The sequence below is a fragment of the Arthrobacter sp. yr096 genome, from assembly GCF_900108925.1.
GTDB lineage: Bacteria > Actinomycetota > Actinomycetes > Actinomycetales > Micrococcaceae > Arthrobacter.
This window is the reverse complement of the sequence record NZ_FNYI01000002.1, coordinates 602,509-628,239: the sequence shown is the minus strand read 5'-3', so window position 1 is coordinate 628,239 and position 25,731 is coordinate 602,509. Positions and strand designations below refer to the sequence as shown.

The 25,731-nt window shown below is 62.6% G+C and carries 23 protein-coding genes and 1 riboswitch; of the genes, 17 read left to right on the top strand and 6 right to left on the bottom strand.

The features are described from left to right. Window positions 1–3: 3 nt before the first annotated feature. Together csrA and BMY91_RS07605 are read left to right on the top strand one after the other, a co-directional pair. The gene (gene csrA, locus BMY91_RS07610) at window positions 4–246 is read left to right on the top strand and encodes a carbon storage regulator CsrA (RefSeq protein ID WP_090820491.1); all 243 of its coding nucleotides are present in this window, start codon (window positions 4–6) and stop codon (window positions 244–246) included. Between the two features lie 358 nt (window positions 247–604). Next, window positions 605–1,060, top strand: a complete 456-nt coding sequence (locus BMY91_RS07605) for a hypothetical protein (protein WP_090820489.1) — start codon at window positions 605–607, stop codon at window positions 1,058–1,060. Between the two features lie 125 nt (window positions 1,061–1,185). Here BMY91_RS07605 and BMY91_RS07600 read toward each other — a convergent pair whose 3' ends face one another. Then, on the bottom strand, window positions 1,186–1,845 hold the full coding sequence (locus BMY91_RS07600; protein ID WP_143054047.1) for a hypothetical protein: 660 nt from the start codon (window positions 1,843–1,845) through the stop codon (window positions 1,186–1,188). A 213-nt stretch (window positions 1,846–2,058) separates the two neighbouring features. Between BMY91_RS07600 and BMY91_RS07595 the strand changes: the two genes are divergently transcribed. Further along, window positions 2,059–2,874: a sigma-70 family RNA polymerase sigma factor gene (locus tag BMY91_RS07595; protein ID WP_090820485.1), complete on the top strand. Its 816-nt coding sequence runs from the start codon at window positions 2,059–2,061 to the stop codon at window positions 2,872–2,874. A gap of 86 nt (window positions 2,875–2,960) precedes the next feature. Here the strand turns inward: BMY91_RS07595 and BMY91_RS07590 are convergent, their stop codons facing one another. Next, window positions 2,961–4,511, bottom strand: a complete 1,551-nt coding sequence (locus tag BMY91_RS07590) for an MFS transporter (protein ID WP_090820483.1) — start codon at window positions 4,509–4,511, stop codon at window positions 2,961–2,963. A gap of 72 nt (window positions 4,512–4,583) precedes the next feature. On the opposite strand from BMY91_RS07590, the gene BMY91_RS07585 reads away from it, so the two are divergent. The 9 genes from BMY91_RS07585 to BMY91_RS07545 all read left to right on the top strand — a co-directional run bounded on the left by BMY91_RS07585 (window position 4,584) and on the right by BMY91_RS07545 (window position 16,898). Beyond that, the gene (locus BMY91_RS07585; protein WP_090820481.1) at window positions 4,584–5,123 is read left to right on the top strand and encodes a TetR/AcrR family transcriptional regulator; all 540 of its coding nucleotides are present in this window, start codon (window positions 4,584–4,586) and stop codon (window positions 5,121–5,123) included. A 93-nt stretch (window positions 5,124–5,216) separates the two neighbouring features. Next, window positions 5,217–5,314: riboswitch (glycine riboswitch) on the top strand. A gap of 163 nt (window positions 5,315–5,477) precedes the next feature. Further along, window positions 5,478–8,324, top strand: coding sequence for an aminomethyl-transferring glycine dehydrogenase (gene gcvP / locus BMY91_RS07580; RefSeq protein ID WP_090820479.1), 2,847 nt, complete (start codon window positions 5,478–5,480; stop codon window positions 8,322–8,324). 9 nt (window positions 8,325–8,333) lie between these two features. Then, complete coding sequence (gene gcvT, locus BMY91_RS07575; RefSeq protein WP_090820477.1) at window positions 8,334–9,482, top strand: glycine cleavage system aminomethyltransferase GcvT; 1,149 nt, start codon at window positions 8,334–8,336, stop codon at window positions 9,480–9,482. Window positions 9,483–9,797: 315 nt separating this feature from the next. Continuing rightward, a complete protein-coding gene (gene gcvH, locus BMY91_RS07570) occupies window positions 9,798–10,184 on the top strand; it encodes a glycine cleavage system protein GcvH (protein ID WP_090820475.1) in 387 nt (128 codons plus the stop codon). A 290-nt stretch (window positions 10,185–10,474) separates the two neighbouring features. Continuing rightward, window positions 10,475–11,887, top strand: a complete 1,413-nt coding sequence (locus BMY91_RS07565; protein WP_090820473.1) for an L-serine ammonia-lyase — start codon at window positions 10,475–10,477, stop codon at window positions 11,885–11,887. Window positions 11,888–11,925: 38 nt separating this feature from the next. Further along, on the top strand, window positions 11,926–12,747 hold the full coding sequence (locus BMY91_RS07560; RefSeq protein ID WP_090820471.1) for a DNA/RNA non-specific endonuclease: 822 nt from the start codon (window positions 11,926–11,928) through the stop codon (window positions 12,745–12,747). Between the two features lie 119 nt (window positions 12,748–12,866). Beyond that, complete coding sequence (locus tag BMY91_RS07555; RefSeq protein WP_090820468.1) at window positions 12,867–13,955, top strand: lipid II:glycine glycyltransferase FemX; 1,089 nt, start codon at window positions 12,867–12,869, stop codon at window positions 13,953–13,955. A 111-nt stretch (window positions 13,956–14,066) separates the two neighbouring features. Further along, window positions 14,067–15,383, top strand: coding sequence for a peptidoglycan bridge formation glycyltransferase FemA/FemB family protein (locus BMY91_RS07550; protein WP_090820466.1), 1,317 nt, complete (start codon window positions 14,067–14,069; stop codon window positions 15,381–15,383). A 27-nt stretch (window positions 15,384–15,410) separates the two neighbouring features. Next, window positions 15,411–16,898, top strand: coding sequence for a threonine/serine exporter family protein (locus tag BMY91_RS07545; protein ID WP_090820464.1), 1,488 nt, complete (start codon window positions 15,411–15,413; stop codon window positions 16,896–16,898). A 59-nt stretch (window positions 16,899–16,957) separates the two neighbouring features. Here BMY91_RS07545 and BMY91_RS07540 read toward each other — a convergent pair whose 3' ends face one another. Next, window positions 16,958–17,797 (bottom strand): siderophore-interacting protein, encoded by an 840-nt coding sequence (locus BMY91_RS07540; RefSeq protein WP_090820462.1) that lies wholly within the window; start codon window positions 17,795–17,797, stop codon window positions 16,958–16,960. Window positions 17,798–18,079: 282 nt separating this feature from the next. Further along, on the bottom strand, window positions 18,080–18,850 hold the full coding sequence (locus tag BMY91_RS07535) for a uracil-DNA glycosylase (protein WP_090820460.1): 771 nt from the start codon (window positions 18,848–18,850) through the stop codon (window positions 18,080–18,082). 106 nt (window positions 18,851–18,956) lie between these two features. Between BMY91_RS07535 and BMY91_RS07530 the strand changes: the two genes are divergently transcribed. The 5 genes from BMY91_RS07530 to BMY91_RS07510 all read left to right on the top strand — a co-directional run bounded on the left by BMY91_RS07530 (window position 18,957) and on the right by BMY91_RS07510 (window position 23,608). Further along, a complete protein-coding gene (locus tag BMY91_RS07530) occupies window positions 18,957–19,292 on the top strand; it encodes a DUF3263 domain-containing protein (protein WP_090820458.1) in 336 nt (111 codons plus the stop codon). A gap of 49 nt (window positions 19,293–19,341) precedes the next feature. Next, window positions 19,342–19,956, top strand: coding sequence for a LytR C-terminal domain-containing protein (locus BMY91_RS07525; RefSeq protein ID WP_090820456.1), 615 nt, complete (start codon window positions 19,342–19,344; stop codon window positions 19,954–19,956). A 173-nt stretch (window positions 19,957–20,129) separates the two neighbouring features. Beyond that, on the top strand, window positions 20,130–20,333 hold the full coding sequence (locus tag BMY91_RS07520) for a cold-shock protein (protein ID WP_011773737.1): 204 nt from the start codon (window positions 20,130–20,132) through the stop codon (window positions 20,331–20,333). Window positions 20,334–20,659: 326 nt separating this feature from the next. Further along, window positions 20,660–22,285 carry a chaperonin GroEL gene (groL, locus tag BMY91_RS07515; RefSeq protein ID WP_089593895.1) on the top strand — a complete coding sequence of 542 codons (1,626 nt, stop codon included), beginning with the start codon at window positions 20,660–20,662 and terminating at the stop codon, window positions 22,283–22,285. A gap of 210 nt (window positions 22,286–22,495) precedes the next feature. Then, a complete protein-coding gene (locus BMY91_RS07510) occupies window positions 22,496–23,608 on the top strand; it encodes a ribonuclease HI family protein (protein WP_090820454.1) in 1,113 nt (370 codons plus the stop codon). Window positions 23,609–23,819: 211 nt separating this feature from the next. On the opposite strand, the gene BMY91_RS07505 is transcribed toward BMY91_RS07510, so the two are convergent. Together BMY91_RS07505 and BMY91_RS07500 are read right to left on the bottom strand one after the other, a co-directional pair. Beyond that, complete coding sequence (locus BMY91_RS07505; RefSeq protein ID WP_090820452.1) at window positions 23,820–24,110, bottom strand: WXG100 family type VII secretion target; 291 nt, start codon at window positions 24,108–24,110, stop codon at window positions 23,820–23,822. A 156-nt stretch (window positions 24,111–24,266) separates the two neighbouring features. Beyond that, on the bottom strand, window positions 24,267–25,730 hold the full coding sequence (locus BMY91_RS07500; RefSeq protein WP_090820450.1) for a sensor histidine kinase: 1,464 nt from the start codon (window positions 25,728–25,730) through the stop codon (window positions 24,267–24,269). Between the last annotated feature and the right edge of the window lies 1 nt (window position 25,731).

Sequence of the window (25,731 nt, the reverse complement as noted above, 5' to 3'; positions counted from 1 at the left end):
AGCATGTTGGTACTGACGCGTAAGCCGGGCGAAAAGATCATGATCGGGGACGACATCGTCATCACGGTCATGGAAGGGCGCGGCGACGGCGTTCGGATCGGAATCGAGGCTCCACGGGGTGTGTCCATCCAACGGAGCGAAGTAGTAGCGGCCATCGCCGCGGCCAACCTCGCTGCCACCCAGACGGGTCCCGACGCCGAGAACCTCCTGGCAGCCCTCCGCCCCCCTGCCCCCACCACCGACTAGCACCCTCTCTCACCTTTCGTCGGTTTTTGGCCGATCCTCTCTCACCGTTGGTGGGTTTTTGGGTGATCCTCTCTCACCGTTCGTCGGTTTTTGGGTGATCCTCTCTCACCGTTGGTGGGTTTTTGGCCGATCCTTTCTCACCGTTGGTGGGTTTTTGGGTGATCCTCTCTCACCGTTCGTCGGTTTTTGGCCGATCCTCTCTCACCGTTGGTGGGTTTTTGGGTGATCCTCTCTCACCTTTCGTCGGTTTTTGGCCGATCCTCTCTCACCTCGGGTAGTCGCCTGTTATTGACGGCATGGATATTTTGGGGCTTTCGGGCGGAACTCAAAGGGGCTAGATCCCAGGGGGTACTTCATTGTGGTCATCGCGCAGACGGTGGCGCTGCCCGTCGTCGCTGCTGTGCTTGAGATGACCGTCATCGGCGGCGACCCCGTGCTGGTGTTCGGCAAGTGGTGGGTGTTTTGGGGTGTCGGCTCACGATTACTGGTCGCGTGCGTAGCCCAACTGGCCGGCAAGGGGCTCACCGCAGCGATCGTAGGTGCGGCCATCCCGACCGCCCAGGAAACGCAACTCACACGCGAACTCGGCATGGCCAACGTCAGCATGGGACTCGCGGGTCTTCTCGCGCTGGTGCCTGGTTGGGCGCTTCCCGCGGGATTTAGCGGGCGGGGTGTTCCTCTTCATCGCGGGAATCATGCACGTGCCGAAAAGGAACAAGGCCAAGGAAGCACTGGCAACCGGACGCCCCTTGTTGTGGGAGCCGCGGTCGTCTCACTCGCCGCTTACGTCTTATTCCGTGCCGCCGCCGGATGAGTGCGGTTGGTGAGAGAGGGTTGGCCGGATGGGTGCGGTGGGTGAGAGAGGGTTGGCCGGATGGGTGCGGTTGGTGAGAGAGGGTTGGCCGGATGGGTGCGGTGGGTGAGAGAGGGTCTGGGTGTTTAGCCCAGCCCCAGGTAATCCCGCAGCGTTGGAAGCGAGGCACCCTGCGTTGCAGCCACGGCGCGTTGAACATTCGCGTCGCGAGCGAGGACTGCCAGGTCGTCGAAACCGGCCAGATCAGATCCAGCCAGATCCGAACACGCGTCCGGCTGCAAACCAACGTCCGGCTGCGAACCCGCGTCCGGCTGCGAACCCGCGTCCGGCTGCGAACCCGCGTCCGGCTGCGAAACAGCGTCCAGCTCCGAAACCTCGCGGGCGGCCCGGCCTAATGAAGGCGTTGCCTGCAGCAGCGCGACATTGGCCGCAACGGCGTCGTCAATCTTCGCAAGCAGAGCGGCCATCGCGAGACGGTGGTCCTCAAGGAGTTCGGGCCAGATTCCCGGTGGCGCGATCGAAATGAGGGAGGGAAGCGTCAGATGGTCCGGCGCCTTCCATTCGGAGGCCAGCCCGGCGGTTTCAACTCCCCGGGCAAGGGATTCAAACCGGAGGTTTTCGAGGACTTTTTCGAGCTCGGCCGCAGTGAAATCCAGCCGGTGCCAGTTGCCTGCCCGGAGGTGCAGGAGCTGCGTTTCGAGAAGGAAAAGCAAGAAATCAAGTTGCCTCCGCTCGCGCCACAGCGTTGCCGATAGCTCGTCCGCCCCCACGGTTCCCCACTTCATTTTTATGGCCTGCCAAAATCACGATTTGGCAGGCTTTATGGTTACTTCTGTTGAGCGTACACGCAGAGTGGTTTTCAGGTGGTATGTTCACTGAACACGTACCTGTTCGTAGTCCCAAATCGTCGCTGTGATTGGTCTCTTGGCGCCGTTTTGAAACCACGTAATTCCAGGTTCTTGCAACTCAATAATCCGGTCTCATGGGGGGACTCACTTTTGAATCGCGAACAGCGCAACGAGCTGGTGTTGCAGCACCTTCCGCTCGTTGGTTACTTGGTCTCTGACCTTTGCGCGCGCGCCTCGCACTTGTCGCGCGATGATTTTGCTTCTGTTGGCTCGGTTGCGCTGATTACATCGGCTGACTCCTTTGATCCGGAATTGGGCGTTCCTTTTGGTGCTTTCGCGCGCCGGCGGATCGTGGGCGCGTTCGCGGACGAGATGCGGGCTGGTGACTGGGCCACCCGCTCGGCCCGCAAGCGGATCAAGGAAACCATGGCCATCCAGGAGACCTTGACCGGCGTTCTGGGCCGCAGCCCCAGCGTTGCCGAGATGGCGTCCGCCCTGGGCGTGGAACGCAGCCATGTGGAGGCAGCGCTGGTGGATGCCGCGCGAACGCTCTCATCGCTGGACGAAGTGGTCGCTGACACCGTGGCGTCGCCCGCGGCGTCTCCGGAGCACTCGGTCCTGGCCGACGAGCGGATCAAGTACCTGCGTGCCGCCGTCGAAGCCTTGCCGGAAAAGATGCGTTTCGTGATCCAGGAAATCTACTTGGCCGGGCGTTCCGTGAAGGAGCTCGCCGAGGAACTGGGTTCCACCCACGCCGCCGTATCGCAGCAGCGCGCCGAGGGCATCCGGCTCATGCGCGACGGATTGGCCGCCCACTACGCTGACACGCCGGATCAGGTGTTCGAACCCGAGTCCCGTATCACCGCCCGGCGTCGGAATGATTACCTTTCCGCGCTGGCCACAGCAACCACCGGGGGCATTACCCGCGGCTTGGGCCTGGGGTCCTCACTCAACAGCGCGGTTTAGACCGCACACGCCAGAAGGAAGGCCGGGCCGCTGAGCGACCCGGCCTTCCCGTTTTGTGTTTTACTGCGCCTTCGGCGCTGTGTTTTTCACTGCGCCTTGGGCACACGCCGGAGTACGACGGCGGCGAGCACTGCCGCGCCGGCCATCAGTACCAGCCCAATCGCCGCAGTGATGTGGACGCCGGACTCGAAAGCTGTCCGGGCGGCGTGGGTCAAGGCCTCAGACAAGGGGGCCGGCAGGGCCGCCGCCGCATCAACTGCGCCGGCGAGCGTTTCGCCGGAGTTCCCGGCAGCTTGCTCGGAGATGCCGTCCGGAATGATCAGGTTGTGCTGGTAGGAGGCCGTGAGGATGGAGCCGAGCACGGCCGTACCCAGGAGCGATCCGAGCTCGTAGCCGGTTTCGGAGATAGCCGAGGCCGCTCCGGACTTGTCCGCAGGTACTGAAGCCAGGATGAGGTCGTTGGAGATGGTCTCCGCAGCGCCCACACCAACAGCCAGGACGGTCAGTGCTGACAACAGGAACACGGGGCCGCTGCCGTGGTCGCCAACCACCACTACCAAGTACCCCACGGCACTCAGGGTCAGGCCGGCAGCCACCACGAAGCCGGGCCGGACACGCTTCACCAGCGGCACCACCAACAGGCCCGCGATGACCGTGGCCAGGAGAGCAGGAATCATCGCGATACCTGCCTCCATGGGGGACTGCCCTTCAACCAGCTGCAGGTGCTGGGCAAAGAAGTAGATGAAGCCGGTCATGGAGAAGAGGGACAGCACGTTGGCAATGATGGCCGTGCTGAACACCTTGTTCTTGAACAACGCGACATCCAACATGGGGCTTTCGATCCGCTGCTGGCGGCGGACGAAGAGAATGCCCATCACCACGCCGAAGCCCATGAAGGCTGCAGCCGAAGCGCCGAAGCCGTGCACTGCGAATTCCTTGATGCCGTAAACGAACGGCGCCATGGTGACCACGGACAGCACGATGCTGGGCACGTCCACGCGTCCCGGATTGGAGTCCTTGGACTCCGGAATCAGGACCCGCCCAAAAGCCAGGAGTGGCAGGAGCAGGAATGCTGCCACCAGGAAGACGGCACCCCACCAGAAGTGTTCAACCAGCCAGCCGCCAAAGATCGGGCCGAGGGCGGCGCCACCGGAGAACCCGGCAGCCCACACGGCGATCGCCAGCCGGCGACGGTTGGGGTCGGTGAAGATGTTCCGGATCAGGGACAGGGTTGACGGCATCAGCATGGCGCCGAAGACGCCTAGGCCGGCACGCCCGGCAATCAGCCATTCCGCGGTGGGTGCAAACGCTGTAGCAGCCGACACCGCAGCGAAGCCTGTGCTGCCGATCAGCAGCAGCCGCCGTCGTCCGATTCTGTCGCCCAAGTTACCCATGGACACCAACAACGCTGCCAGTACCAGTGGATACGCGTCAACGATCCACAGGAGTTGCACGCCGCCCACATCCAAGGAGCGGGCGATTTCGGGCAGGGCAAAGGTGAGCGCGGTGTTGTCGACGGCAACCAGCAGCACCGGGAACATCAGGAGTGCCAGGGCCGTCCAGTCGAGCCACGGTGCTGCCTGGCCCACGACGGGACGAGCGGAACGGGGTGCTTGGGTTGAGGACGGCGAGAACATGTCACTAACTGTACCGTCCAGACGGTATAGTTTCAAATGGAACCCCCCAAGCCTTTAGGGAATGATGTACTCATGCCACGAAAACCAGTTGCCCGGGACGCTGTCCTGGATGCCTATGAAGCCCTCCTGATTGAAGTGGGGGAGCGGGCTGCCACGCTGGACGCCGTAGCCAAGCGCGCCGGGGTCTCCAAGGGTGGGCTGCTGTATCACTTCCCCAATAAGGAGTCGCTGATCAGCGCCCTGCTGGAACGCCTGGATGAGTTGGCCCAGGAGGACATCGAACAGATGAAGGCCGCTCCGGACGGCTCCGCTGCGTACTTCATCCGCTCCTCCCTCTGGGCAGGCACTCCCATGGACCGCGCCTTCGTGGCCGCCACCCGCCTGGCCGAAGTGGCCCATGAAGAAACCCGCCGCAGGTTCGCCGGCATCCAGCAGCAGTGGCTGGACGTGCTGGCCGAAGACGTTGGTCCGGAGGTGGCGAAGGCCGTCAGTTACATGGGCGACGGCCTGTACTTCAACGCAATGTTTGAGGGCGGCCAGCAGGATGGGAACGCAAGCCGGGAGGCCGACGTCGACATTCTGCTGGGAGTCCTGGACCGGCTGCGGAAGTAGCTCGTCGTCCATTTGCGGCGGCGCCCGCCGCGTAGGACAATTAACCCTTGTGGCCTGCCCTGAACCGGGTCATACACAACTGAACATTGCCTATGATCTGCGGCGGGAGAGTCCTGCAGGCATGTGATGCAGGCGCCGTAGGAGCAAACCCTCCCCAGGAATCTCTCAGGCCCACGCACCGCCGCGGCGAGGCAACTCTGGAAAGCAGCAGGCGTCCTTGGACGTTGTGCTCACCGACGGTGCAAGCGATGGTTGTCCAACTACGCGCGGAAACTCTCAGGTCCAATACAGAGCGGGGGGGAACCCGAGCCGCTGTGGCGTACCCAAACGCCGCCCAAGTATTGGAGTTCCTTCGTGACGGTAAGTTCTGCCTCCACCACCTTCGTTGATCGGCATATCGGCGCCCGCCGCCAGGCCGACATTGAGACCATGCTCAAGTCCGTCGGGTACGACACCGTTGATTCACTGGTCGACACCGCCGTTCCGAACGACATCCGCCAGGACGTCGCCCTTACGCTGCAAAACGCGCTGAGCGAAGTGGAGGTGCTGGCGGAGCTGCGCAAGCTCGCCTCCAAGAACAAGACCGCCGTCCAGATGATCGGCCAGGGCTACTACGACACCGTCACGCCTCCGGTGATCCGCCGCAACATCCTCGAGTCACCGGCCTGGTACACCGCCTACACCCCGTATCAGCCGGAAATCTCGCAGGGCCGCCTTGAAGCTCTCCTTAATTTCCAGACCATGGTTCAGGACCTCGTCGGGCTTCCGATCGCCAATGCTTCCCTCCTGGACGAAGCAACGGCTGTGGCCGAGGCCGTCCTGATGATGCGCCGCGCCAACAAGAACAAGGCCGCCCAGGACGGCAAGACCGTCCTCGACGCCGACTGCCTGCCGCAGACCATCGCCATCGTGAAGGGCCGCGCCGAAGCTCTCGGCTTCGAAGTTGAAGTCGCCGACCTGTCGCTCGGTCTCCCCGAAGGTGCCATCAACGGCGTCGTCCTGCAGCAGCCGGGTGTCTCCGGCCGCGTATTCGACCACTCAGCCGTGATCGCTGAGGCGAAGGAACGCGGCGCCTTGGTCACCGTTGCGGCCGACCTTTTGTCCCTGACGCTTATCACCCCTCCGGGTGAGCAGGGCGCCGATATCGCTGTTGGTTCCGCGCAGCGCCTGGGCGTTCCGCTGTTCTTCGGCGGCCCGCACGCTGCCTACATGGCGGTCCAGAAGGGTCTGGAGCGTTCCATGCCCGGCCGTCTGGTGGGCGTTTCCAAGGACGACGCCGGTGTCCCCGCCTACCGCTTGGCGCTGCAGACCCGCGAGCAGCACATCCGCCGCGAGAAGGCCACATCCAACATCTGTACCGCGCAGGCGCTGCTCGCCATCGTCGCTTCCATGTACGCCGTCTACCACGGCCCCGAAGGCCTGAAAGCAATTGCCGAAACCGCCCACAGCCACGCACGGACCCTCGCAGCGTCCCTGAAGGCTGCCGGCGTCGAGGTCCTCCACGGCTCCTTCTTCGACACCATCACCGTCCGCGTTCCCGGCAAGGCCGCGGAGATCGTCGCCGCTGCCGAAGCAAAGGGCATCAACCTTCGCGGCATCGACGCTGACACTGTGGGTATCTCGGTTGATGAAACCACGACGACGGCGGTAGTCGCCGACGTCGCAGCGGTCTTTGGCGCTTCGGTGGCCGAAGCCGCTGAAGGCTTTGCGCTGGAGTCCTCCGTGGAGCGCTCGAGTGACTTCATGCAGCACCCGGTGTTCAACACGCACCGCTCCGAGACCCAGCTCTTGCGTTACATCCGCAAGCTCTCCGACCGTGACCTCGCGCTGGACCGCACCATGATCCCGTTGGGTTCGTGCACCATGAAGCTCAACGCCACGGCCGAAATGGAAGCCATCTCCTGGCCGGAGTTCGCCTCCATCCACCCGTTCGCTCCGGATTCGCAGACCGCAGGCTGGCGTGAACTGATCAAGGACCTCGAAGCCCAGCTGACCGAGATCACCGGCTACGACCAAGTCTCCATCCAGCCCAACGCCGGTTCCCAGGGTGAGCTTGCAGGCCTGCTGGCCATCCGCGGCTACCACCTGTCCCGTGGCGACGAGCAGCGCAACGTCTGCTTGATCCCTGCTTCAGCCCACGGCACCAACGCGGCCTCAGCAGTGCTCGCCGGCATGAAGGTTGTTGTAGTGGCCACCGCACCCGATGGCACCATCGACCACGTTGACCTCAAGAACAAGATCGAAGCCCACCGGGATGCCCTCTCGGCCATCATGATCACCTACCCGTCCACGCACGGTGTCTACGACGCCGACGTCCGCGAAGTCTGCGATGCCATCCACGAGGCCGGCGGCCAGGTGTACATCGACGGTGCCAACCTCAATGCACTCGTCGGGCTGGCACAGCCGGGTAAGTTCGGCGGCGACGTGTCCCACCTGAACCTGCACAAGACCTTCTGCATCCCGCACGGCGGCGGCGGTCCGGGCGTTGGCCCGGTCGCAGCCAAGGCACACCTCGCGCCGTTCATGCCCGGCGATGCGGCATCCTGGACCGAAGGCAACGACGTCCCCATTTCGGCTTCCCGTTTCGGTTCCGCCGGCGTGCTGCCGATCTCTTGGGCCTACGTGAAGCTCATGGGCGGGCAGGGGCTCACCGAAGCCACTAAGTCTGCGTTGCTCGCTGCTAACTACATCGCTTCCCGCCTCAACGATCACTTCCCGGTGCTCTACACCGGCGAAGGCGGACTGGTGGCACACGAGTGCATCCTGGACCTTCGCGAGCTGACGGCCAAGACCGGCGTCACCGCTGAAGACGTTGCCAAGCGCCTCATCGACTTTGGCTTCCACGCGCCCACGCTGGCTTTCCCGGTGGCGGGCACCTTGATGGTGGAGCCCACCGAGTCCGAAGACCTCGTGGAGATCGACCGCTTCATCGAAGCCATGATCACCATCCGCAAGGAAATCGACCAGGTGGCCAACGGCGACTTTGCCGTGGAGAACTCGCCGCTGCGCCGCGCACCCCACACGGCTGCCGCCGTCGTAAGTTCCGATTGGGACCGCGCGTACCCGCGAGAGCAGGCCGCCTTCCCGGTCCACCACCTCAAGCAGGACAAGTACTTCCCGCCCGTTGGCCGCATCGACGGCGCAGCCGGAGACCGCAATCTGGTCTGCTCCTGCCCTCCGATCGAAGACTTCGAAAACTAAGGACTGGTCATGACTGAGAACCACACCGCTCTTTACGAAGAGCACAAGAAGCTCGGCGCGTCCTTCACCGACTTCGGTGGCTGGCAGATGCCCCTCAAGTACTCCTCGGAGTTGGCTGAGCACCACGCCGTCCGCAAGACCGCCGGCCTGTTCGACCTCTCCCACATGGGCGAAGTCTGGGTCAGCGGTCCCGAGGCTGCCGCATTCCTCGACTACGCACTGGTGGGCAAGATCTCCGCCATGGCCATCGGTAAAGCCAAGTACTCGCTGATCTGCCAGGAAGACGGCGGCATCATCGACGACCTCATCACGTACCGTCGCCCCTCCACCGAAGAAGGCACTGACAAGTTCCTGGTGGTGCCGAACGCTGGCAATGCTGCCGTTGTTGCCGCAGCGCTGTTGGAGCGCGCGGCTGGTTTCGACGTCGTGGTGGAAGACGCTTCCGCGGAGACCTCGCTGATCGCCGTTCAGGGGCCCCTCTCGGAAGCAATCCTCCTTCGCCTTGTCCCGGCCGGGCAGCACGCACTGGTCACCGAACTGAAGTACTACGCGGCGGTTGACGTCCCGTTCACGTTCGACGGCGGCACTCAAGACCTGCTGCTGGCCCGCACCGGGTACACCGGCGAAGACGGCTTCGAAATCTTCGTGGCCAACGAATCCGCAGCAGCCCTGTGGCAGGCCATTGCCGACGCCGCAGAAGAGGGCGAGCTGATCCCGGCCGGGCTGGCATCGCGCGATTCCCTGCGGCTGGAAGCCGGTATGCCCCTCTACGGCAACGAACTCTCCCGCGAAGGCAACCCCTTCGATGCAGGGCTGGGACCCGTGGTGGCGCTGTCCAAGGAAGGCGACTTCGTGGGCAAGGACGCACTCGCTGCCCTGAAGGCTGACGGCGCTGGTGCCACCAGCGGGCGCAAGCTCGTTGGCCTCAAAGGCCTCGGCCGCCGTGCCGGACGCGGCCACTACCCGGTCCTCAAGGACGGCGCAGTGGTTGGCGAAGTCACGTCCGGTCAGCCCAGCCCCACGCTCGGCTACCCGGTAGCGTTGGCGTATGTCGACGTCGAATTTGCCGAGCAGGGGACTGCGCTGGACATTGACCTGCGGGGTAAGAGCGAGCCGTTCGAAGTCGTCGCACTGCCGTTCTACAAGCGCCAAAAGTAGGTTCTGGGTTTTCGAGCCTGGCGACCTCTGCATGCTCCCCACCGTCCCCCTCGCCTCGCAAGCTCGGCCAGGGAACCCGGACGGCGTGGCCCCCGTCGCATGTGCGCCCGCTAAGCGGACGCGATGCTCCCTTGGACGCATGCTGCCGGTCGCCAGGCTCGAATCCTATTGCCCTTCGGCGCTTCGTGAACGGCTAAGGTGCTGGGGTAGTGACCACCTGCCGACGGTGATCCTGCCCCACGCCCTCGAATCAGCCACGCTCACGGCCCAGACGCGACACAATTAGATGTAGCCACTACACGTAAAGGAATCAGAATGCCCAAAGTAGCGCCCGAACTTCAGTACTCCGACGAGCACGAGTGGGTTTCACGCGGAGACGGGAACTCCGTGTCCGTTGGTATCTCCGAAGTTGCCACCGACGCACTGGGTGACATCGTGTACGTTGACCTTCCCGAGGTCGGTTCGACTGTCACAGCAGGCGAGACCTGCGGCGAAGTTGAGTCCACCAAGTCCGTTTCGGACCTGTACTCGCCGGTTACTGGTGAGGTCACCGAAATCAACGACGCCGTTGTATCCGACCCCGCCCTGATCAACAACGATCCTTACGGCGCTGGCTGGCTGTTCAAGGTCGCCGCTGAGTCCGAGGGCCCCTTGCTCTCGGCCGAGGAGTACGCCTCCAAGAATGGCGGAGACCTCTCCTAACTCCCTGCGCCCGAGTCCATTTCGGGGGTTCGCTGCTGGATGTGCCGTGCGCACGGCATGCTTGGCAGGGAATCCCCGAATCGGGGAATGGCATCCGTTCCATCGGGCCACCCACGCACTCACACTGTGGCGTAGCGTGTTTGTAGAACTGAATAGTATTGCGACGCCGGGTTGCCGCCTTTGGGGGCCATCCGGCGTCGTGCTTCGGTCGACTACCGCCACAAGCGGTGGAGGCCATCCGGCAGGACCATCTGCCGGACCGTTTCAAGCTGTATTAAGGGATCCCGGCCATGGCTGTTGGTGTTTTCGATCTTTTCTCCGTGGGCATTGGTCCGTCGAGTTCGCATACTGTGGGGCCGATGCGTGCTGGGGCGGTGTTTGCTGGTGAGTTGAAGGACGCTGGTGTCCTGGGCTCGGTTGCGTCGTTGCGGGTTGATTTGTATGGGTCGTTGGCCGCGACGGGCCGTGGGCATGGGACCATGACGGCTACCTTGCTGGGCTTGGAGGGGTATCACCCCGAGCTGATCCTTCCCGATGAAGTGGAGGAGCGGTTGGCCGCGATCGCGGAGACGGGTGTGCTGAATCTTGCGGGTGCGTCCGGTGAGGGTGTGGAGCTGCCCTACGCGGTGGAGGATATGATCCTGCACCCGTTGACGGTGTTGCCGCGGCATACGAACGGGATGAAGTTTGCTGTCTCTGACGCGGAGGGGAATGTGTTGCGGGAGGCGACGTTCTTTTCGGTGGGTGGCGGGTTCATTGTCCGGGAGGGCGAGGAGGACGCGGCCCGGGAGGAGCTTGAGGAGTCGAAGAAGGAGTTGCCGTTGCCGTTCAGGACGGCGGCGGAGTTGTTGGGCCGGTGCGCGTCCAAGGGTTTGGGGATTTCCGACATCATGTTCATCAACGAGCGTGCCAGCAGGTCTGAGGAGGAGATCCGTGATGGTCTTCTGCATATCTGGTCGGTGATGGAGGCCTGTGTTGAGACCTCGTTGAAGCGTGAAGGCGTGCTGCCGGGTGGGTTGAAGGTCCGTCGTCGTGCTCCTGACTGGTTGGAGCGGCTCCTGAAGGAGGACAAGGACCGGAACGATCCGAAGTACTGGCAGGAGTGGGTGAACCTGATCGCTCTGGCGGTGAACGAGGAGAACGCGACTGGTGGCCGGGTGGTGACGGCTCCGACCAATGGTGCTGCGGGGATTATTCCGGCGGTGTTGTATTACGCGTTGAATTATGCGCCGGGGATGGACAAGGCCACCCAGGCGGACCGGGATGATGTGGTGGTGAAGTTCCTGCTCGCTGCCGGTGCTGTGGGGGTGTTGTATAAGGAGCAGGCGTCCATTTCGGGTGCTGAGGTGGGGTGTCAGGGTGAGGTGGGTTCGGCGTCGTCGATGGCTGCTGCTGGTTTGGCTGAGGTGATGGGTGGTACGCCGGGTCAGGTGGAGAACGCTGCGGAGATCGCGATGGAACATAACCTGGGGCTCACGTGTGATCCGATTGGCGGGTTGGTGCAGATTCCGTGTATTGAGCGGAACGCGATCGCGGCGGCGAAGGCGATCAACGCGGCGAAGATGGCGTTGTGGGGGGACGGGACGCACCGGGTCTCCCTCGATGAGGTGATCGTGACCATGCGCGAGACGGGCAAGGACATGTCCCATAAGTACAAGGAAACCGCGATGGGCGGCCTGGCCGTCAACGTCGTCGAATGCTGAGTCTTTTTACTGTCAGTCCCTAGTGCCATGCTGTATCCATGAGCGGGGGATACGACAGGGATTTTTTGCGGGCACGCCTTGAGCTGCCCAGTCCGTCGGTAACGACGATTCTGTTGGACTACATCCACTTTTCCGTGCGTTTCCGGGCTGCCCGGAAGCTCGCGGCGATCGTGGGCGTCAACATCAGTGGCGCGGAACTGAACCCCCTGGCACGTGAGGGAACCTGGCATTTCGATGACAGGATCCCCAAAGAACAGCAGGCGGGCCCGGACGTCTACAAGAACAACGCCTTCGATCGCGGGCACTTGGTACGGCGTCTGGATCCGGTCTGGGGTGATGCGGCAACCGCCAAGAAAGCCAACCAGGACACCTTTGCTTTCACCAATGCTGCGCCGCAAGTGGACGACTTCAACCAGGGCAAGGAGCTGTGGGTGGGGCTGGAGGACCACGTGCTGGGACACGCCGATGCCCACGACGCCAAGCTCAGTGTCTTCACCGGCCCGGTCTTCCTCGATGATGATCAGCCCTACCGTGGCGTCCAGATTCCGCGGAAGTTCTGGAAGATTGCGGCGTGGACCAACGATGCCAAGCTTGCCGCCGTCGGGTTCGTCCTGGACCAATCGCCGTTGCTGGGCAAGGTTGACCTCAAGAAGGCCATTACGGAGCGACTCTTGGAAGGCGAACCGCCGCCACTGGGACCATTCCGGACGTTCCAGGTTCCCATTGGGCAGATCGCCGACCTCACGGGATTGAGTCTCAGCAGGCTCACCAACGCGGACCGCCTCGTCAGCGGCCAGCGCGAACTCGGCAAGCAGCCCAAAGCGATTCAACTGGAGAGCACGGACCAGATCCGTTTGTAAACCGTCCACGAGGGTGCCCGGCGGCTCCCCAACGCGCCGATTTTTCCTGGCCCGATAGACTTGGAACTGCATGTCCGCATGCGCACTACGCTTTTGAACACTGCACCAAAACCCTGAGATTGGACACGGCCACCTTGCGAGAATTTACCGCCCGCTTTGCCACCGCCGAGGAAATCGATAACTGGGACAAGCACGTCACGGCGAATCCGAATGGCGGCAACATGCTGCAGTCGGATGCCTACGCGGCAGTCAAGGACGGAAACGGCTGGCTGGTCCGGCGGCTCGTCGTCGAGACTCAGGAGTACTCCAGCTACAACCTGCTCCTGGAGAAGAAGTTCCCTGTGCTGGGTCGGCTCTGGTATCTGATCAAGGGGCCGGACGTCGCAGATGTCAGTGATATTCAGCCTGCCCTCAAAGCAGTCGCCGCGCTGGCTCGCGAGAAGAAGATGAACGTCTTCAGCATCAAGATCGAACCTGATGTAGTGGAGTCTGCCGAGGCAACGTCCCAGTTGACGGCCGCCGGATTGGTGAAAGCCCCCAACATCCAGTCCAACGATTCCACGGCGCTGCTGGACATATCGGCGCCGGCCAATGAAGTCCTCCGCAGCATTTCTTCCCGTGCCCGCAACGCAGTCCGCAGGGCTGAGCGTGAAGGCTGCGAGGTAAGGCAGGCAGAGCCGGGCGAGGACAGCTACCGCAAGCTCTATTCCCTCATGCAGAACACCATGAACGCCAAGGGTGCCATGCCGCTGCGGAGCTACGAGTACTACTCCACGTTCTGGGAAGAATTCTGCAGCCGCGGGCAGGGCCATTTCTTCTTTGTCTACGAGGACGGCGCACCCAGCGTTGGTGCTTTCGTCATCAACTACGGCTCCAAAGCCACGTACAAGGACGGCGGGTCAACCCAGAACCGTCAGCAGTACGGCGACTCTCATCTGGTCCAATGGGCGGCCATCCAGCGTATGCAGGAATTGGGGTGCGTGGAATACGACTTCTGCGGAACACCGCCGGCTGCAAGGATCAAGGACAAGGCCCACCCGCTCCATGGCCTGGGTTCGTTCAAGACGAGTTTTACCAAGACCGTCACGGATTTTGTGGGTTGCTACGACCTCGTGCTGGGTCCAGTCCGCCACAAGCTGTGGCTCAAAGGTGCGGAGCGCATCTTCCGTCGACTCGAAACCATGCGCACCGGCGGCCAGTTCTACTGACGGCCGGCCACAACCAGCAAGCCAACTTCAGGCCCGCCCCGGCCACCAACGGGTGCAAATCTACTGTTAGGTGAGGTATTTTCTTTGACTCCGATTGAGGCTGGAACCGACATGGAATTCGTGATTCTCAGTGACGCTGATTTCGAGACATTCGCCAAGGGACACCCCCAAGGCAGCTTCATCCAATCCCTCGATCTCACACGTTTCCAGCGTGCACGGGGGCAGGAGGTCGAGCTCTTTGGAGTGATGCAAGACGGCAGCCTTATTGCTGCGGGAAAGCTGGTCTACACGTCCAACCGCATCGGGTACAAAATCGCCGACTGCGCCAAGGGACCACTGATGGACTACAGCGACCCCTCAGCGGTGAGCTTCGTCGTCGAGCAGTTGAAGAAGCACGCGGCTTCGAAGAAAGCCGCTGAGCTGCGCATTTCGCCCAACATCCGCTACATCGCACGCGACGAAGAAGGGGCCGAGCATCCCGAGGTAGAGGACAATCGTCCGCTGCTGAAGGAGTTCGAAGGCCTGGGCTTCAAGCACCAGGGCTTCGATATGAACTTCGCCAACATCAACTGGATGTTCATCAAGCAGCTCGACGGGATCGCCGATTCCGAAGAGCTCATCATGGGCATGAACTACCGCACCCGCAAAGCCATCCGGAAGGCCGAAAAGAACGGCGTCTACCTGGAACAGGCCACGCTGGAGACGCTGGATGAGTTCTACAACGCGCTGAGCACCGCCGGTGACGAAAAGGGCTTCACGTACCGCGAACGCGAGTATTACGAGCAATTGCTCCGCAATACCTCCGATGAGTTCACCAAGCTCATGATGGCCAAGATCAACATCCCCGAGTACCGGGCCTCCATCACGGAGCGCCTTGATGCTGAGTCCAAAACCCTGGCCGATCTGAAGCGCGAGGTCGAGGAGACCGGCAGCAAGAAGAAGGCCAACCGCGTCAAGGTGGTTCAGGACCTCGTGGACAGCTACGAGCGCAGCCTGAAGGACATTGAGCGTTTCCCTGACTCCGTAGGCGTAGCAACCGTGGCAGCTATCCACTTTGCCTGCTCGGGTGAGGAACTGGTGTGCGTCATCGGCGGCACCGTCCAGGACTATATCTACTTCAACGGCGCCACGTCCCTGTACTGGGGCATGATGCTGCACGCACTCAACAACGGGTACTCCCGCTACAACTTCTATGGCACGTTCGGCATCCAAGGCCAGGACGAGACCGGCCACGGCGGCTACGAGTTCAAGAAGGGCTTCGGCGGCGAGGTAGTCCAACTGGTGGGCGACTTCGTGGCACCGGTAAACCCGCTCGTCTTCAACGCCTACCGCGTGGTCAGGAAGCTCGCAGGGGCCGCCCAGACAGTACTGGGACGATTGCCCCTTGAGAAATTGCCTGTAGTAGGAAAACTTCGGGGGAACCGCTAATCAAACAAGCCAAGGGAGGATCACCGCGTGACTGAACGCCCCGAGGGGTCCGCCAGCAGGCCCCACACTGACGGTTTACCCAAGACCCAACCGTTGCGTCCGTCGCAGGTCCGGCAGAACGTCAACGCCAAACGCATGCTGATGCGGCTGGTTCAAGGCGATAGTCCGCCCACGGCCCCCATGAACATCGTGGATCGGCTCGCCGGGAGTCCGTACGCCAACCCCACCATCCAGGTGGTGGGAGTGGATGCTTCCGCCCGGAAGACCATTGACTTCGCCCTGCACCTGGCTGAGGTTATGTTCCGCTATGGGGCAGGCGCCTTGGAGGTCGAGACGAGCATGATCGCCGTCACGGCTGCCCTTGGCCTGAAGAACGTTGAAGTGGACATCACCAACCAGTCGGTGGCCATCAACTACGCCCCCAAGGACCAGACGCCTATTACGCTGCTGCGCGTAGTCCGTTCCTGGACCAACAACTACGCTGGTCTTGCCCAGGTACACCAACTGGTCACGGACATTGTGGCCGGGGGTGTGGGCAGGGACGAGGCCGTGCGCCGGTTGAATGAAATCATCCGCAGCGCCAAACCGTTCCCGCGCTGGATGGTTACCATCGCCTTCGGTATCTTTTCTGCGGTCTTCGTCGGCGTCCTGGGCGGTGGGCTTGGCGCGTCGGCCGTGGCCTTTGGCTCGAACATCCTGATCAGCCTGCTCTCCCGCCAACTCGCCAGGTGGCGGACAGCGGACTTCTTCAACACCATGGCGTGCGCGTTCCTTGTCACCTTTATTGCCTTGATGCTCCGATGGGCGGGTGTGGACATCGCTCCGTCCATTGTGGTGGCTGGCGGAATCCTGCTGCTCCTCCCCACTGGACGACTCGTGTCCTCGGTGCAGGATGCGATCAACGGCTTCCCGGTCACCGCGGCCGGCCGGTTCCTTTCCACCGCGCTCACCTTCGGTGCCATCGTGGCTGGTATTGGTGTGGCCGTCGTCGTCGGAACATTGATGGGCAGCGCAGTTCTGGACGTCACGGACACATTCCCGGACGCGTATCCTCTCTGGGGCCGCGCGATCCTCATCGCCATAGCGGTGGTGGCCATCGGCGTCACCGAACAAACGCAAATGCGTCTGTTACTTCCGACGGCGGCGGTCGGCATTGTGGGCTTCTTCGTTTTGTGGGGGGCCGGGGCAGCCGGGCTTGGCGACCGTTTGTCGCCCGCCGTCGCGGCCGTGGTCATCGGTCTGCTGGGCCGCGTCGTGGCGCTCAAACTGGGTGCCCCGCAGCTGGTGGTCGCCGTTCCGGCAGCCTTGATCCTCCTGCCGGGCCTCACTATATTCCGTTCGATGTATGTTTTGACCGTCGAAGAGGGAGACATTCTGGTGGGCGCCGGCGGCATGCTCAATGCTGCAGCGATCGTCATGGGTGTGGCCGCGGGAATTGTGCTAGGCGACAACCTGGCCAGGCCGCTGACGAAGGGTCTCTCCAGCAACGAACGCCGGAGAGTACGCAGACGCTAACGACAAAAGCCGAACGGCGCCGCCACGTGGGCGGCGTCGTTCGGCTTTAAGAACGAAAGCTAGATTTGTCCTACGGGCAGCTTCTTCTCGGCCTGGAAGACTTCCTCCACGCGGCCCTGGGCCCAGTATCCGGACAACGAAACCTGTGCACGCTCCAGGCCACGCTGCCTGAAGAAGATCTCACGGAGACCCTTCATGTAGCCACGCTCGCCGTGGGCGAAGACGTCTACGCGACCATCCAGCCATTCGGTGGTGCGCAAGGCTTCAAGCAGGAGGTCGCTGGAGCCTGCAGGAACTCCGCTGCGCAGCAGCCAGTGCAGTTCAACGCCTTCCGGTGCGGAAATGGGAAGAATGTCCGCCTCGCTGTCCACCTCGAGGAAGACCGTACCGCGGGCATCGGCCGAGAGTGTTTCCACGCAGGCCGCAATGGCCGGGATAGCGGCGTCGTCGCCGGCGAACAGGTACCAATCGGCGTCGGGCGCCGGGTTATAGGCGCCGCCGGGTCCGGTGAAGATCAGTGAGTCGCCGGGTTCGGCTGCTGCCGCCCAAGGGCCCGCGAGGCCTTCATCGCCATGGACCACGAAGTCGATGGCCAGTTCCTGCGCTTCCAGGTCCACCCAGCGGATGGTGTAAGTGCGGGTGTGGGGCCACTGCTCGCGCGGCATGGTCTCGCGGATGGCCCACAGGTCCAAAGGATGCTGGTAATCGACGCCCGGCTGCGGGAAAACGATCTTGACGTAGCGGTCCACGTACTCGTTGTTCGCATAGTCGCTGAATCCAGGCCCGCCGGCAACGATCCGCACCATATGCGGCGAGAGGCGTTCCTTGCGCAGCACTGTCAGATTGACCTGCGGGCGTGTTTTGCGTGTGGCGGACGAGGTGACGGGGAGGGCAGTCATGTAGGTAAGCCTAAGCTAATTCGCTGAAGGCCTGCTGGGTATGAGTCGAACGTTACAACCAACGCTCTCTCACCGTTCGTCGGGTTTGGGCGGATCCTCTCTCATCGTTCGTCGGGTTTGGGCGGATCCTCTCTCATCGTTCGTCGCTTGGTGAGAGAGGGTTTGTGGGAGGGGGTGGTTTGGTGAGAGGGGGTTTGTGGGAGGGGGTGGTTTGGTGAGAGGGGGTTTGTGGGAGGGGGTGGTTTGGTGAGAGGGGGTTTGTGGGAGGGGGTGGTGGGAGGGCTACAGGACCGGGAGTTCCCAATCGATCGGATCTGCGCCTTGCGCCTTCAGCAGCTCGTTGGTTCGGCTGAAGGGCTTGGAACCAAAGAAGCCCCGCGAGGCCGACAAGGGACTGGGGTGGACCGACACGATCGCCGGCGCACCGTCCAACAGCGGCTGTACGCCTTCGGCATCCTTGCCCCACAGAATGGCGACCAACGGGCTCTGCCGGCCCGCAGCGTCGGTGCGGTGGGCGACGGCGGTGACGGCCGCCGTCGTGATCGCCTCCCAGCCTTTGCCCCGATGTGAACCGGCGCTCCCGGCTGAGACGCTGAGGACCCGGTTGAGCAGCAGCACCCCTTGATCCGTCCAGGCACTGAGATCGCCGTGCACCCTGGGTGGCAAGCCGAGGTCGTCGTGAAGCTCCCGGTAAATATTTGCAAGGCTTCGCGGGATGGGTCGCGTCTGCCGCGACACGGCAAAGGAAAGCCCGACGGCGTGTCCCGGCGTTGGGTACGGGTCCTGGCCCAGAATCAGTACTTTGACGTCGGCCAGGGGTTGTTTGAAGGCGCGCAGCATGTTGTGGGCGGCCGGAAGCACCTGGGTCCCGCTGCCAGCCTGAGCCGAAACAAACGCCAATGCCTCACGAAGGTGGGCCTCCACGGGGCGCAGGGCAGCTGCCCAGTCCGGAGCCATGAGTTCGTCCAGCGGGCGCTCCACAAGGGCGGCAAAGTCCCCTTGGTTGGCATCCGCGGGTTCAAGATCAAAAAGTGCATCCTCGCCAGTCACCACGTCATTGTCTCCCGCACGGAGTCGGCACGCCGAATGACAGCGTTGTTATTCGCCCGTAACATGGGGGTAGGACATTTTCCCCCACCAAGCGTCGAAGGAGTGTGCCGTGGCAGAACCAGCACCGGAACCGATGGCGCCGCAGGCAACCGGTTTTGCGCTCGAAGACCTTGCGGCCGGGACGCGCAGCGACTCGCCGCTCAGCGAACGGGACCAGCAAATGCTGGCGTTGGAACGGCAATGGTGGAAGTACGCCGGCGCCAAGGAACAGGCCATCCGTGAGCTGTTCGATCTCTCCGCCACACACTATTACCAGATACTGAACGCGCTGATCGACACCGAGGACGCGTTGGCTCACGATCCCATGCTCGTCAAGAGATTGCGTAGACTACGTACGTCCCGCCAGCGTGCGCGGACGGCACGTCGCTTGGGGTCCGACGCGTAAATCGCCAGGCTGATCTGTCAGCAGCAACCAGCAAGGACAACGCTTCACCATGACCAAATATGCCAGGGACGAATTCGACCAGGTCCCGCAGAACACTTCCCGGCAGGGCGTCCACCGCGACGCCCAGGACACCGCGCGCCCCACTTTGTGGCCGGTCCTGACTGTTGGTGCCGTTGCCTTGGTGCTTGGCCTGGCGGCGTACTTGATCCTCCCGAACCTTGGGCTGGTGGCGCCCAACGCGTCCTCAAGCGTCTCGACGCCGGCGCCCCAGCAAACTGACGCCTCGCCATCTGCGGCCCCGAGCGAGTCCAGCAGTGCACCGTCCGGCGAACCCAGCCCGGGCACCTCGCCGTCGGACGTTCCATCTGCGACGACGTCCGCGGCTCCGGTGGACAAGACCACGCCTGTGGCCGTCTACAACGGCGCAGGGACGGCTGGCTTGGCTGGCCGGGTGGCCGGTCTTGTCCAAGGGGATGGCTGGACCCTGAGTACTGTGGGCAACTGGGGTGGCCTGCCGCAGCAGACCTCCGTGATCTTCTACAACGCCCCGGAACAGAAGATCAACGCTGAGGCCTTGGGTGCGCTGCTGGGTATTCAGTCGATCGTTGAATCCCCTGAGGTTCAGCAGCCCCTGGTGGTTGTGGCAGGACCTGGTTTCCAGTAGCCCGCCCGGCCCGGAACGTGCCCGGAATGCTCCAACTCGGTTAAGCCTCAATAACAAAAGTCACCCCCGCGCCTTCCATGGGAGCGCGGAGATAGTGACAGTGGTTACAGTGGATTGATTCCGGTACGGAGATCCCGGCAACCGGTCTTGGCTACTGCGAAAGTGTGGGCATCATGGCATTGGGAACCGTCAAATGGTTCAACGCCGAAAAAGGCTACGGCTTCATCACTGTGGATGAATCCGGCGACGACGTCTTTGTACACTGGTCCGCCATTCAGATGGACGGATTCCGGGCCCTTGAGGAGGGCCAGCGGGTTGAGTTCGAACTGGGGGAGGGCCAGAAGGGTCCGCAGGCTGAAGGTGTCCGCGTCGCCTGACTCGAAAAGCGACACCATATCCCTGTTCCCGTCAGCCCTCGGCTGAAACCCCTTTGTTTATAGAGCAAAGTGGCATCCCTGCTTGCACTCTCCCCGGTCGAGTGCTAATTATTGATTTAGCACTCCTGCTGTTCGACTGCTAAGTCCAGCCCGGTTAACGCCGGTGATGGACTTCTGCCGAACCGCTGGAGGATCAAGAAACACCTTGGTGGGGTGAGGTTCGGAGCGCGGGGCATACATAGGCCGCAAGCGAAGAACCGTCCGTCGCGGGCACCCTATCTGACAGGTACCTTCTTAACGACTGTCCCGAAAGGACTACCGCCGTTATGGCCAAGATCATTGCATTTGATGAAGAGGCACGCCGCGGCCTCGAGCGGGGCCTGAACATCCTCGCCGACGCCGTCAAGGTCACCCTCGGCCCGCGTGGACGCAACGTCGTCCTCGAAAAGAAGTGGGGCGCCCCCACGATCACCAACGATGGCGTGTCCATCGCCAAGGAGATCGAGCTGGACGATCCTTACGAGAAGATCGGTGCAGAACTGGTCAAGGAAGTTGCCAAGAAGACGGATGACGTCGCTGGCGACGGTACGACCACTGCAACCGTCCTCGCCCAGGCACTGGTGAAGGAAGGCCTCCGCAACGTTGCCGCCGGCGCCGACCCGCTGTCCCTCAAGCGCGGCATCGAGAAGGCTGTTGAAGCAGTCATCAGCGAACTGCTGGCCTCCGCCAAGGAAATCGAAACCAAGGAAGAGATCGCAGCCACGGCTTCCATCTCCGCCGGTGACCCGGAAATCGGCAGCCTGATCGCCGAAGCCCTGGACAAGGTGGGCAAGGAAGGCGTCATCACGGTCGAGGAATCCAACACCTTCGGCCTGGAGCTCGAACTCACCGAGGGCATGCGCTTCGACAAGGGCTACATCTCCGCTTACTTCGTCACTGATGCAGAGCGTCAGGAAACGGTTCTTGAAGACCCGTACATCCTGATCGTGAACTCCAAGATCTCCAACGTGAAGGAACTCGTCACGGTTCTGGAGAAGGTCATGCAGTCCAACAAGCCGCTGCTGATCATCGCCGAAGACATCGAGGGCGAGGCCCTGGCCACCCTGATCGTCAACAAGATCCGTGGCACGTTCAAGTCCGTTGCCGTCAAGGCTCCGGGCTTCGGTGACCGCCGCAAGGCACAGCTCGCCGACATCGCCATCCTCACCGGTGGCCAGGTCATCTCCGAAGAAGTTGGCCTCAAGCTCGAGAACGCTGGCCTGGAACTCCTCGGCACCGCCCGCAAGGTTGTTGTCACCAAGGACGAGACCACCATCGTTGAAGGTGCCGGCGACGCCGAGCAGATCGCAGGCCGCGTGGCCCAGATCCGCGCCGAGATCGAGAACTCCGATTCCGACTACGACCGCGAGAAGCTGCAGGAGCGCCTGGCCAAGCTGGCCGGCGGCGTTGCAGTCATCAAGGCCGGTGCCGCAACCGAAGTTGAGCTCAAGGAACGCAAGCACCGCATTGAGGACGCTGTCCGCAACGCAAAGGCTGCCGTTGAAGAAGGCATCGTCGCCGGTGGTGGCGTTGCCCTCATCCAGGCCGGTGCCAAGGCATTCGCAAACCTGACCCTGCAGGGTGACGAAGCAACCGGCGCCAACATCGTCAAGGTTGCCATCGATGCTCCGCTGAAGCAGATCGCCTTCAACGCTGGCCTTGAGCCGGGCGTTGTTGTGGACAAGGTTCGCGGCCTGCCTTCGGGCCACGGCCTGAACGCTGCCACGGGCGTCTACGAAGACCTTCTGGCTGCCGGCGTCAACGACCCCGTAAAGGTCACCCGCTCGGCTCTCCAGAACGCTGCTTCCATCGCTGGTCTCTTCCTGACCACCGAGGCTGTAGTTGCCGACAAGCCCGAGAAGAACGCTCCGGCTGCCGGCGGCGACGACATGGGCGGCATGGGCGGCTTCTAAGCCTCCCTGCTGTAGCGATACAGCGCCAAGCATCACGCTTTAGAGCAAACGACGGCGGTCCTCACCTTGTGGTGGGGGCCGTCGTCGTTTGCGTCGGCGCCCATTTGGGGACAGATCATGCTCCTGCGGGCACTCGCAGGGACAAATGCTGCCGCCTGGTTGGGTACTACCACGGATTCAGTGTCGGTGGGGTCTGGCAGGATTAACGGTATGACGATTATTGCTGCCGCCGATGGCTCCGCCCTCGGTAATCCTGGACCGGCCGGTTGGGCCTGGTACGTTGATGACTCCTGTTGGCGCGCAGGAGGTTGGCCGCACGGTACCAACAACCAGGGTGAATTGATGGCCGTATTGGACCTGTTCCGGTCCACGGCCCATGTGCCCCAGGAAGAACTGCTGATCCTTTGCGACAGCCAGTACGTCATCAACTGCATCAGCAAATGGATGCCTGGGTGGAAACGGAAGGGCTGGCGGAAAGCCGACGGCAAGCCAGTGCTGAACGTTGATCTCCTCAAGGACATCGACCAAGCGATCGTTGGCCGCAAGTACACCTTCGAATGGGTCAAGGGCCACGCCGGTCACGATCTGAACGAGGCTGCTGACGAGCGTGCCAGGGCAGCCGCGACAGCTTTCCAGCAGGGCGTCGCGCACCGGGAAGGGCCTGGGTTCCCCGGAGCCGGAGGGGTAGCCCCGGAGCCGGGCCGAGGCGCGGGCCGCGGTTCCGACCGGGGTGCTGGCCAGACGAGGGCTGATAGCGAGTCGCAGGCAGTCACTCAGACGCTTCCGCGAAACTCCGAGCCACTTGCCGCCCGGGCCGGTGCAGGCCCTGCATCGTCGGGCAAGGCAGGCTCCGGCGCTGCCAAGGTCGATTGGAGTGCCCGGGCACCTTTCGAACCCACACTGTTTGGAGAGTCGGGCATCTTCGGCCAGGCCGATCTTTTCAGTGAACTGGAGGATGAAGCCTCCACCCAGGAGCTATCCGCCGAGGACACGGTGCTCGCCCTGGAACGCGAACTGCTTCGCCCGGATGTGCGGACGGACATTGGCAGGATTGGCGTACTGCTTCACCCCGATTTTGCGGAGATCGGCAGCTCGGGCCGATTCTGGACCAGGGACGCCATGATGATGGCCCTTGAGGAAGACCCTGGTGAACCCACCGATCTGGAGCTGCTCAGCGCCGACAGGCTCAGCGACAACACCATCCTCTTGAACTACCGCAGCCTGGCGCACACCGGCTCAGCTCTCCGCAGTTCAGTCTGGATGCTGGACCGGGGCCAATGGCGTCTGCGGTTTCATCAAGGGACGCTGGAAAACCAGAGCTGACCCAGGAACCCTGAGCTGGTGCAAGAGACTTGAGCTGGCGCAGGATCCCTGAGCTGGCAAGATCCCTGAGCTGGCGCGGGGAACCTGCACCAATGGATCAGACGCGGGTTCAACAATGCCCATGAGCCCATGACCTGCAGGACCGGATGCACAGGGGGAAGGTAGCCGGCCCTGCAGGAGTTCATGGTGTGAGCTCAGGGTGAGGTGACGCCTAGTACATGAAGCGCTGGGTGTTACCCTGTTCCACCTCCAGATAGTTGGTGGCGGCCGAGGACAGGGCCATGGTGATGGAGGCGAGCGAGGCCTCAACCTTGCTCTGCGTGAGGGACCACTCCACAACGAGTGCCTGGAAGTTGGTGGCAGCCGATCCGCGCCAGGTTGCCTGAAGTTCCTCCAGGCCCCGGGTCATGGCCAGTACATCTGAACTGATGCGATCAACGGTTCCTTTGACACTGGCTGACTTGAGTTGAAGCAACTCGGTATCGACGGAGATGACGCTCATGGGTGATGCCTTTCGACGAAGATGTTCCGCGGTTCGCGGCGGGAAGCGTGGGCCACAACATTGAGCCTAGGCAGCCGCCTTGAACCGGGAAACAAAGTTTCGCCGCTATGTGGAGAACGTTGCTATGTGGAGAACGTCCCTATGTGGAGAACGCCGCTATGTGGCTACAAGCTCCGCAGGTTCGTCGTGGAACGGAAGGCTGACCACCAACGTTGCGCCGCCGCCGTCGGTCTCTGAAACCCGGACCGTACCGCCGTGGGAGCCCACAATGGCCGCGACGATCGCCAAGCCCAGGCCACTGCCGCCCGTTTCGCGGGTCCGCGAAGTATCCGCCCGATAAAAGCGTTCGAAGATCTTGTTGGTTTCCGCCTCCGGAATGCCGGGACCGTGATCACGGATCTCGATCACCGAGACTGAACCCGCAGGTGTGTTGCGAACACCGACTGCGAGTTCAATGGGACTTCCTTCCGGTGTGTACCGCAGCGCATTGCCCACCAGGTTGCCGATGACCTGCCGCAGCTTGGCTTCATCGCCTTGGACGGGAGCAGCGGTTGGAGTCGTGTCGTCCAACCCAGTAAGGGTGATGGCGCGGTCGCCGGAGGAGGCTTTGGTGTCCACCATGGCGTCGTGGGCGAGGAGCTGGAGGTCCACGGGTTTGAGTTGCAGCGGGCGCTGCTCATCCAGGCGGGCCAGCATCAGCAGGTCCTCCACCATGGAGCCCATCCGTTTGGCCTCGCTTTCGATCCTGCCCATGGCCATTGCAATGTCCTCTTCAGAGGTGAGGGCGCCGTGCCGGTACAGCTCCGAGAAGCCGCGAATGGTTACCAGCGGTGTCCGCAGTTCGTGGGAAGCGTCGGCAGCAAAGCGGCGCATGCGCCCCTCGGATGCCGCGCGCGCAGCAAAGGAGGCTTCGATGTGCGCGAGCATGGCGTTCAAGGAGCCACCCAGCCGGCCCACTTCGGTGTGGGGGTTGTCGATTTCCACACGGCGGGAGAGGTCGCCGGCGGCGATGGCAGCAGCGGTCTTTTCCACCTTGGCCAAGGGTCGGAAGGAGCGGGCCACGGTCCAGGTGGCAATAAAAAACGTCAACACCATGGTGAGGAGTCCGACGCCAACCACCACCAGGACGGCATGCTCCATGACTTTGTCCACGGGCGTCAGCGGCAGTCCGATGATGACTACGCCGTTTTGCCCGTTGGCAACAACGCCCACTGCCACGACGCGCCAGTTGGTGCCTGCTGTGCCCTTGACTTGGAACGGGGCGTTTCCGCGCTGCTTCGCTTCCGCTGAGCTGATGTTGGCGATCGCGGGCCGGTCACTCTGGCTGCCCCCAAAGGGATACGGATCCAGGCCTGGCACGTACAGGGTCAGTGAGTAGTCCGTGGGGACGGCGGAGTCATTAGGTGTAGTGGGGTTGGGCTGGGACAGCTTGTCGAAGGACTGCTGGTCCTGGGCCAAGGCAACAGCGGCCTTGAGTTTGTCATCTACCTGGCCTTGCAGGTAGCTCTTGACCAGCGTCAGGGTGCCCGAGCCTGTCGCCACCAGGGCCAGCAGGAGCAGGCCCATGATGATGGCGACGAGCTGGGACCTCAGGGACGCCGATTTCCAGCGTTGCAGCAAG

Bases quoted from the DNA above. Each gene is read 5' to 3' on its own strand.
- csrA (WP_090820491.1), top strand. From the start codon at position 4: ATGTTGGTACTGACGCGTAAGCCGGGCGAAAAGATCATGATCGGGGAC.
- BMY91_RS07600 (WP_143054047.1), bottom strand. From the start codon at position 1,845: ATGAAGTGGGGAACCGTGGGGGCGGACGAGCTATCGGCAACGCTGTGG.
- BMY91_RS07590 (WP_090820483.1), bottom strand. From the start codon at position 4,511: ATGTTCTCGCCGTCCTCAACCCAAGCACCCCGTTCCGCTCGTCCCGTC.
- BMY91_RS07585 (WP_090820481.1), top strand. From the start codon at position 4,584: ATGCCACGAAAACCAGTTGCCCGGGACGCTGTCCTGGATGCCTATGAA.
- gcvT (WP_090820477.1), top strand. From the start codon at position 8,334: ATGACTGAGAACCACACCGCTCTTTACGAAGAGCACAAGAAGCTCGGC.
- gcvH (WP_090820475.1), top strand. From the start codon at position 9,798: ATGCCCAAAGTAGCGCCCGAACTTCAGTACTCCGACGAGCACGAGTGG.
- BMY91_RS07565 (WP_090820473.1), top strand. From the start codon at position 10,475: ATGGCTGTTGGTGTTTTCGATCTTTTCTCCGTGGGCATTGGTCCGTCG.
- BMY91_RS07560 (WP_090820471.1), top strand. From the start codon at position 11,926: ATGAGCGGGGGATACGACAGGGATTTTTTGCGGGCACGCCTTGAGCTG.
- BMY91_RS07550 (WP_090820466.1), top strand. From the start codon at position 14,067: ATGGAATTCGTGATTCTCAGTGACGCTGATTTCGAGACATTCGCCAAG.
- BMY91_RS07540 (WP_090820462.1), bottom strand. From the start codon at position 17,797: ATGACTGCCCTCCCCGTCACCTCGTCCGCCACACGCAAAACACGCCCG.
- BMY91_RS07525 (WP_090820456.1), top strand. From the start codon at position 19,342: ATGACCAAATATGCCAGGGACGAATTCGACCAGGTCCCGCAGAACACT.
- BMY91_RS07520 (WP_011773737.1), top strand. From the start codon at position 20,130: ATGGCATTGGGAACCGTCAAATGGTTCAACGCCGAAAAAGGCTACGGC.
- groL (WP_089593895.1), top strand. From the start codon at position 20,660: ATGGCCAAGATCATTGCATTTGATGAAGAGGCACGCCGCGGCCTCGAG.
- BMY91_RS07510 (WP_090820454.1), top strand. From the start codon at position 22,496: ATGACGATTATTGCTGCCGCCGATGGCTCCGCCCTCGGTAATCCTGGA.
- BMY91_RS07505 (WP_090820452.1), bottom strand. From the start codon at position 24,110: ATGAGCGTCATCTCCGTCGATACCGAGTTGCTTCAACTCAAGTCAGCC.